At 38.6% G+C, this 7,566-nt stretch carries 7 protein-coding genes and 1 pseudogene; 2 read left to right on the top strand and 6 right to left on the bottom strand.

The features are described from left to right. Positions 1–129: 129 nt before the first annotated feature. From VKY50_RS12445 to VKY50_RS12420, 6 genes are all read right to left on the bottom strand, one after another. A complete protein-coding gene (locus VKY50_RS12445) occupies positions 130–1,338 on the bottom strand; it encodes a bifunctional folylpolyglutamate synthase/dihydrofolate synthase (RefSeq protein ID WP_324302136.1) in 1,209 nt (402 codons plus the stop codon). Positions 1,339–1,341: 3 nt separating this feature from the next. Further along, positions 1,342–2,268, bottom strand: a complete 927-nt coding sequence (tolA, locus tag VKY50_RS12440) for a cell envelope integrity protein TolA (protein ID WP_324302135.1) — start codon at positions 2,266–2,268, stop codon at positions 1,342–1,344. A gap of 1 nt (position 2,269) precedes the next feature. Continuing rightward, positions 2,270–2,656, bottom strand: a complete 387-nt coding sequence (locus VKY50_RS12435; RefSeq protein ID WP_324302134.1) for an ExbD/TolR family protein — start codon at positions 2,654–2,656, stop codon at positions 2,270–2,272. An 83-nt stretch (positions 2,657–2,739) separates the two neighbouring features. Beyond that, positions 2,740–3,429, bottom strand: a complete 690-nt coding sequence (locus VKY50_RS12430) for a MotA/TolQ/ExbB proton channel family protein (RefSeq protein WP_324302133.1) — start codon at positions 3,427–3,429, stop codon at positions 2,740–2,742. A 51-nt stretch (positions 3,430–3,480) separates the two neighbouring features. Beyond that, positions 3,481–4,854, bottom strand: a complete 1,374-nt coding sequence (gene nhaD / locus VKY50_RS12425; RefSeq protein ID WP_324302132.1) for a sodium:proton antiporter NhaD — start codon at positions 4,852–4,854, stop codon at positions 3,481–3,483. Positions 4,855–4,882: 28 nt separating this feature from the next. Then, positions 4,883–6,109, bottom strand: coding sequence for a Glu/Leu/Phe/Val dehydrogenase dimerization domain-containing protein (locus VKY50_RS12420; protein ID WP_324302131.1), 1,227 nt, complete (start codon positions 6,107–6,109; stop codon positions 4,883–4,885). Positions 6,110–6,363: 254 nt separating this feature from the next. Between VKY50_RS12420 and fmt the strand changes: the two genes are divergently transcribed. Together fmt and VKY50_RS12410 are read left to right on the top strand one after the other, a co-directional pair. Beyond that, entirely contained in the window at positions 6,364–7,317 is a 954-nt protein-coding gene (gene fmt, locus VKY50_RS12415) for a methionyl-tRNA formyltransferase (RefSeq protein WP_324302130.1), read from the top strand. A gap of 187 nt (positions 7,318–7,504) precedes the next feature. Continuing rightward, positions 7,505–7,566 (top strand): annotated as a pseudogene (locus VKY50_RS12410) (HU family DNA-binding protein); the annotation flags it as partial.

The following is a 7,566-nucleotide window of genomic DNA, read 5'->3' as shown; positions in this document are numbered from 1 at the left end:
GAACCAGTGACCCCCTGCTTGTAAGGCAGGTGCTCTGAACCAACTGAGCTAATCGCCCTTTCATTTACTCGATTGCGGTTGCAAATATAGAACAGTTTTTTATATGAGCAAAGAAAAAGTTTTAAAAAATTAGAGGACTTCTGCCACCACAAAGGTGCTACCACCAACGTATATAAAATCTTGTATAGTGGCATTTTTGTGAGCAGCAATCAAGGCTTCTGACACTGAATCATATACCAATCCATCAAGCTCAAATTCTGCTGCTTTTTCTTTCAGTGCCATAGCGTCTAATCCCCTTGAAATATTTGGAGAACAAAAATAATATGTGGCATTTTTTGGAAATAAAGGCAGGATACTCGCTAAATTTTTGTCCTTAACAAAACCAAAAACAATATGTAGCTTCTGATAAGTTTCTTGTTTCAGTTGTGCAAGCACTATCGAAAGCCCATCTTCGTTATGAGCCGTATCACACAACACTGTCGGCTTGGAACCTATTTTTTGCCAACGCCCTAATAATTGTGTGTTTTTGACCGTGTTCTCTAGCCCTTTTTTTAAATGAATTTCATTGATATGAAACCCTTTTAGCTGCGATAGTGTAGCCACAACACCTTTTATATTTTTTAACTGATAGGGCCCAAGTAAATCACTTTTGTAATGAACCTCTAATTTATCTGCCAAGGTTAGTGGTGCATTCTTCTGTTTGGCTATAGCTTCAAAGACCGGAAAACTCAACGGGTTAAATTCGCTTATTACCACTGGGGTGTTCTGTTTAATAATACCTGCTTTTTCAGCGGCAATTAATTCAATGGTTGCTCCTAGGATATCCGTATGATCAAGGCCAATGTTGGTAATTAGAGATACCTCAGGATCGATGATGTTGGTGGAGTCAAAACGTCCTCCTAGCCCTACCTCAATAACGGCAATATCCACTTTTTGTTCCTTAAAATACCAAAAAGCCATGCCAACGGTCATTTCAAAAAATGAGAGCTCTTGCTCTATTAAATAATTTTTGTGCTTTTCTATAAAGTGGACTACGGTCTTTTGAGGTATTGGAATGCCATTTATTTTAATGCGTTCTCTGAAGTCAACAAGGTGAGGGGAGGTGTAGAGCCCAACTTTATATCCTGCTTCTTGTAGAACTGAAGCCAGCATATGACTTGAGGAACCTTTGCCATTGGTTCCAGCAACATGAATTGTTTTAAAATGTCTTTGGGGGTTTTGTAAATATTGACAAAACGCGATGGTATTAGTCAATTTTGGTTTTAAAGCTGTTGCCCCTTGTTTTTGATACATAGGGAGTCTGGAAAACATCCAGTCCAAAGTTTGAGGATAGGTCATTTTTTACTCGCCCAATTTAAAGTTAACCACCACAAAGCCTATTTGGCGAACAGGTGCCTTAGGGTCTGCATTCCATTTATAAGACTGTGCGGTTTTTGCAGCGGCATCTAAAAGACACTTTGCCGTATTGGTAGTTCCTTTAACCCCTGGTGATGTTTTTACTACATTTCCAGAGCGGTCCACTTCGATTTCTACAACTACTGTTCCTTGCTCGTTACACTGTTGAACAAACTTATCGCTTGCCCTTAAGCTTCTTCCACTTAATCCATATCCCGTTCCGCCGGTTCCACTTCCAGCGCTGCCGTAATAACTATTGGCATAAGGGTCACCATCAATCTGGCCTTTGTCACCCGCTCTATTATCATCCCCGTCGTTACCAGTAGCGGTACCCTCTGAGCTGTTTAATCCCCCCATAAGGGCATCTAAGTTTTGTCTTTTGGCTTCTTGCTCCTTTCGGATACGTTCTGCCTCCGCCTGACGCCTTGCTTCTGCTTCTGCTTCAGCCTTCCTTTTAGCCTCTTCCTCCGCTTGACGTTTCGCTTGTGCTGCCGCCTCCGCTTTTCTTTTAGCTTCTGCCTCTTTCTGCTGCTGGATTACTAAAGATTCTTCGTTGTCTTGAATAACGACTTCTTCCGTTTTTACTTCCTCTGCAGGGGTTGATGTGGCTTCTTCGGGTTGTGATTTTTCAATAATAGGAGTTGTTTCTTCAACGGGCTCTGGTTGATGCTGTGGTTGACTTTTAATGGGTTCATTAGGCTGTACATTACCACTTCCGAATTCTGTTGTTCCAAAATTTATAGTAATACCACTTTCAATGGGTGGGTCTAAGTAGGATAATCCAATATAAAAGAAAAGTAGCAACAGGGCTGTAAGTAACGCTGTTGTCAATGTGAATGATTTTCTTTTATGAGTGGTATCAAGTAGTGACATCTTATTTTGGCCTTACTGCGAGTATTACTTTATAGTCATTCTGGTTTGCAATATCCATAATATGGACAGCATTATCAATAGGGACACTTTGTTCAGCCCTTAGAATTATGGTAGGTTTTTCTACTCCTTTTAATCTGCGTCTGAGTTCTGTTTCAACAAATTGAGGGTTGACCTTTACCTTATCGATATAGATTTCAAGATCTTTATTAATGCTCACTGATACATTTTGAGTATTAGTGGATTTTCCTTTAGCTTTTGGCAGTAATAGATCGAGTGCATTGGGTGAATTTGAAGTAAGCATAAAGAAAACCAATAACAAAAAAACGATATCTGTCATGGAACTCATACTGAATTCTGCTGATACTTTATTTCTTCCTCTCAGTTTCATTTGTGTAGAATTTGATGTTAAAAAGAACAGATAATTAGACAGTGGCCAATTATCTGATCATATCATATGTCATAAAGTAAACCTTATGCTGGTTCGTCTAATAGGTCCAAGAACTCAACGGCATTAGCCTCCATTTGATGGACAACTTTGTCTGTTCTAACTACTAAATGGTTATATCCAAAATAAGCTATAATACCAACAATTAATCCTGCAACGGTAGTTGTCATCGCTGTATAAATACCCCCTGCTAGTAATCCCATCTCAGCTTGTCCACCACTTGTTGCCATTTGGTGAAACGCAATGATCATACCAATGACCGTTCCTAAGAATCCAATCATTGGCCCAGCTCCTGCTATAGTGGCTAATATACTGACATTTTTTTCTAATTTATAAACCTCCAGTGTACCTGCATTTTCTATAGCTTTATTAATATCCTCCAATGGTTTTCCAATTCTAGAAATCCCTTTTTCGGTTAATCTCGCTACTGGAGAATCTGTTTGTGCACATAGAATTTTTGCAGCCTCTATTTTACCATTTGAAATATGGTCTTTAATTTGATTCATAAAGTTTTTATCAATCTTAGAGGCGGCTTTTATTGCAAAATTGCGCTCGAAATAGATGTAAAGTGCCATAAATAGCATAACAAATAAGATTGCGATAATGACTATACTTGCTGTTCCACCATTTATGATTAAGTCGATTACTGAAAGGGTCTTCTCCTCTGAAAGCACCTCTTCAGCGACCTCTGGGGCCACTTCTTGAAATAAATTCATATAACTTATGATCTTTTAAGTTTAGTTTATAACGATAAAAATTGTTCGAAATTATGAATTTAAAACGAAATTACGCATTAAAATAAATACAATACTTCCAGATAGGAATCCTAACATGGCTAACCATGCGATTTTCTTCAAATACCAGAGGAAATCAATTTTTTCCATTCCCATGGCAACGACCCCTGCAGCTGAGCCAATTATAAGCATGCTTCCCCCGGTACCTGCTGAATAAGCAATAAAATGCCAAACTGAATCATCTAATCCAGCGGAAAACATACCCATACTCGCAGCAACTAATGGTACGTTATCAATAACTGCAGATGCAAATCCTAAAATAATAACCACTAGATCGGATATTTTTTCTCCTCCAGATTCTGTTCCAAGTAAAGGAATTGAGTTGTTTAACGCTTCGGCAAAATGGAATAACATTCCAAGGGACTCTAGCGCTGCAACGGCCATCAAGATTCCCAAGAAGAACAAGATGCTCGGCATTTCAATTCTACCCAACGAGTGGCTTAAAGGACTGTGATATGACGTTGGATTATTACTATTTTCATCCAGTGTTGTAAGTGCAAATTTTCTACGACTAAATATCTCTGCAAAAATAGCCGTCATCGATAAAGAAAACATCATTCCTAAATATGGTGGAAGGTGTGTAAGTGTTTTAAATATAGGTACAAATATAATGAACCCTAGCCCTAAATATAGCATTATAGAACCGTATTTTGAGGTGTTACTGGGTACTTCATTTAATTCTTGTTCCTGTTCAATTTCACCTTTGAAATTTGATAATCGGGATGTAAGAAAAGTAGGGATGGCTACACAAGCAATCGAGGGTAGTAAAACTTGTTGAACCAAGGCTAATGTTGTGACTTTATTTCCTATCCACAACATGGTTGTGGTAACATCGCCAATTGGAGACCAGGCACCACCAGCATTTGCGGCAATCACCACGATGCCTGCAAACCAAAGTCTTAGTTGCCTATCCTTAATAATTTTTTGAACTATGGTGATAAGAACAATAGTAGTAGTTAGGTTATCGATAATAGCTGATAAAAGAAAAGCTAAAAAACTAAAGAACCATAATAGTTTTCTTTTGTTTTTTGTTCTCACATACTTTTTAAAGGTGCCGAATCCGTCGAAAAAATCTATAATTTCAATAATGGCCATTGCACCCATTAAAAAGATTAATATCTCGGCCGTTTTACCTAGATGGTGTACTAAGATATTGTGTAGGTCGGTTGGTTCAAGTTCTTTAATAGCAGCGTTAACCTCATAAACGTCCATATGGGTTGTAGAAACAATAGCCCACAAGGCAGCCATCATCAGAAGGGCAGGAATTAGTTTGTCAATTTTCAAACTATGTTCTATTGCAATGGCTAAATAGCCAAGTACAAAAAGTATAATAATAATAGTTTCCATCAAGTAATTTTTAGGATAGGGTAATTGTTTAGATGAGTTGGTTTAAAGCTAGTTCAAAAGCTGTTTTACTTATGTTAGTTTGGTCCACATTTTTTTTGTAAGTGTTTGTTAAAGCATTTTTGATGGTGTTCGATGTATCTAAGAATATAGCTTCATCCGTCATTTGTGTTCGGCGTTCCATGAAATAGGCGAATACCCGAGCCATCCCGCAATTAGATATAAAGTCGGGAATAAGACTAATGCGCTGATCGGTATGTTCCATAATGGGGCCGAAAAATATTTCTTTATCGGCAAAAGGTACATTGGCACCACAAGAGACTACTTGTAACCCAGAATCAATCAACTGATCAATTTGGTCTTTGGTAATGAGCCGAGAAGCTGCACATGGTAAGAATATATCGGCCGGGAGTTTCCAAATTAACTTGTTGATCTCCTTACTAGGAATGAGTGTAGTGCTCGAGAGCGTATTTCCTTTTTTGGATAAAAACAAGGATTTAATTTCCTCAAAACTAAATCCTTCTTCATTTATAAGCCCGCCATTTATATCGATAATGCCAACGATTTTGACCCCTAATTGTGAAAGATAATAGGAGGCAGCGGCGCCGACATTTCCAAATCCTTGAACAATGGCTTTTTTACCTTTGATCTCACCTCCATATATCTGGTAGTAATGCTTGACCGATTCTGCCACACCGTATCCAGTGATCATGTCTGCTATGGTGTATTTCTTTTGGATATCTGGCGAGAAATTTTTATTCTCAATAACCTTAATAACCCCTTGGCGCAATTGTCCAATTCGGTTGATTTTATCCGCCTCGGTAGGTTTGAAATGGCCATTAAATACGCCTTCTTGTGGATGCCATACACCACAATCCTCTGTGATAGGTATGACCTCGTGGATCTCGTCGACGTTTAAATCTCCTCCTGTGCCGTAGTAACTTTTAAGTAAGGGTGATACGGCCTTGTACCATCGTTCCAGGACTCCTTTTTTTCGCGGGTCATTGGGGTCAAAATTTATGCCTGATTTAGCCCCGCCGATTGCAGGTCCTGAAACCGTAAACTTGACTTCCATTGTTTTGGCTAAAGAAAGAACTTCATTTACATCTAAACCAATGCGCATTCGAGTTCCGCCCCCTGCAGCACCACCTCTTAGTGAATTGATTACTGTCCAGCCTTCGGCTTCAGTTTCAGGGTCTTTCCAATTAAATACTATTTCTGGAGGTTTCTCCTCGTATTGTTTGAGTAGTTGTTTCATCTGAATGATAAAGTTCTACAAATATAGGAGAAAGTTGAAATTACTTCAGTAATAATTTTAAACTTTCTTAATAGAATTTCATTTTTAGGTTGTTGACTCAATCAAAACTACTGAAAGTTGTAAAGTCTCTCCAATTGTGGTTTTAGAGCGTGTTGAGTCGTTCTCAAAAAGCTGTATTTGCCTATTTGAATGATCGCTGACCACCTAGCGATTTCTTTATTTTTGTGTAATTTTGAAAAAAAATATAAGCATTCATGAATAGAGATTTGCGCATCGTTTTTATGGGTACACCAGATTTTGCGGTGGCTACCTTAAAGCATATACTGGATAATGACTACAATGTTGTTGGAGTTGTAACGGCCCCAGATCGCCCAGCGGGTCGTGGTCGTAAGGTTCAACAATCAGCAGTTAAGAAATTTGCGCAAGAGAAGGGATTGCATGTGCTTCAGCCTACCAACTTAAAGGACGAAAATTTTATAGCGTCTTTACGGGCTTTACAAGCAAACTTGCAGGTTGTGGTTGCTTTTAGGATGCTTCCGAGAGTGGTTTGGGATATGCCTGAGTTTGGGACCTTTAACCTTCATGCTTCATTGCTGCCAGAGTATAGGGGAGCTGCTCCCATTAACTGGGCTTTAATCAATGGGGAACATCAAACCGGAGTGACTACCTTCTTTATTGATGATAAGATTGACACAGGAGCGATTATTGCGCAACGTTCAACTACTATTGATCCCGATGAGAATGCTGGTGATTTACATGATCGATTAATGAATCAAGGTGCAGCGCTAGTGGTGGAGACTTTGAGGAAAATAGTTACTAATACGGTTACAACTACCAACCAACCGCAACAGGGAATAGAAAAAACAGCCTATAAGTTAAATAAGGAGAACACCAGGATTGATTGGAATACAAGCGCCGGGGTTATTCATAATTTAATTAGAGGACTGAGTCCTTATCCAGCAGCTTGGACAGTGCTTGAAAACGGAGATGATGAGCAAATAAATTTAAAGGTATATAATAGTGGTGTGGAATTAAAAGGGCACGATTTAGTACCTGGAGCTGTTTTAGTGGAGGACAAGAAACTTAAAATTGCATGTTCCAATGGCTTTGTTGTCTTAAATGAAATTCAACTGGCTGGTAAACGAAGAATGCCTATTAAAGATGTTCTAAATGGTTTTTCATTTAATTCTGAAGCTAAAATGCGCTAAGCCCGCGTCATCGTTAGGGTAGTAGGATTTTGTAAAATGCAAGCCACTTTATTAACAATCAAGCGAAGTTATTAACAAATACGTGGATTTCCCTTGATATTACTTGCATGAGAATGAAATCCGTATAATTTTGTGTAGCGAATTAAATAAATGTTTAACCGTATATTCATTTTTAAATCTTTAAATTATGAACAAAACAGAATTAATCGATGCGATGGCTGCTGACGCAGGAATAACCAAAGCTGCAGC

Origin of the sequence: Galbibacter sp. (genome assembly GCF_035306585.1) — a bacterium.
In the GTDB taxonomy this organism is placed as follows: Bacteria; Bacteroidota; Bacteroidia; order Flavobacteriales; family Flavobacteriaceae; genus Galbibacter.
Note: the sequence above shows the minus strand (reverse complement) of the source record. Positions and strands in the feature narration are given on the sequence as shown.

Excerpts from the sequence above, each read along its gene's own strand:
- fmt (WP_324302130.1), top strand. The coding sequence starts at position 6,364 with ATGAATAGAGATTTGCGCATCGTTTTTATGGGTACACCAGATTTTGCG.
- VKY50_RS12420 (WP_324302131.1), bottom strand. The coding sequence starts at position 6,109 with ATGAAACAACTACTCAAACAATACGAGGAGAAACCTCCAGAAATAGTA.
- nhaD (WP_324302132.1), bottom strand. The coding sequence starts at position 4,854 with ATGGAAACTATTATTATTATACTTTTTGTACTTGGCTATTTAGCCATT.
- VKY50_RS12435 (WP_324302134.1), bottom strand. The coding sequence starts at position 2,656 with ATGAAACTGAGAGGAAGAAATAAAGTATCAGCAGAATTCAGTATGAGT.
- VKY50_RS12445 (WP_324302136.1), bottom strand. The coding sequence starts at position 1,338 with ATGACCTATCCTCAAACTTTGGACTGGATGTTTTCCAGACTCCCTATG.
- tolA (WP_324302135.1), bottom strand. The coding sequence starts at position 2,268 with ATGTCACTACTTGATACCACTCATAAAAGAAAATCATTCACATTGACA.
- VKY50_RS12430 (WP_324302133.1), bottom strand. The coding sequence starts at position 3,429 with ATGAATTTATTTCAAGAAGTGGCCCCAGAGGTCGCTGAAGAGGTGCTT.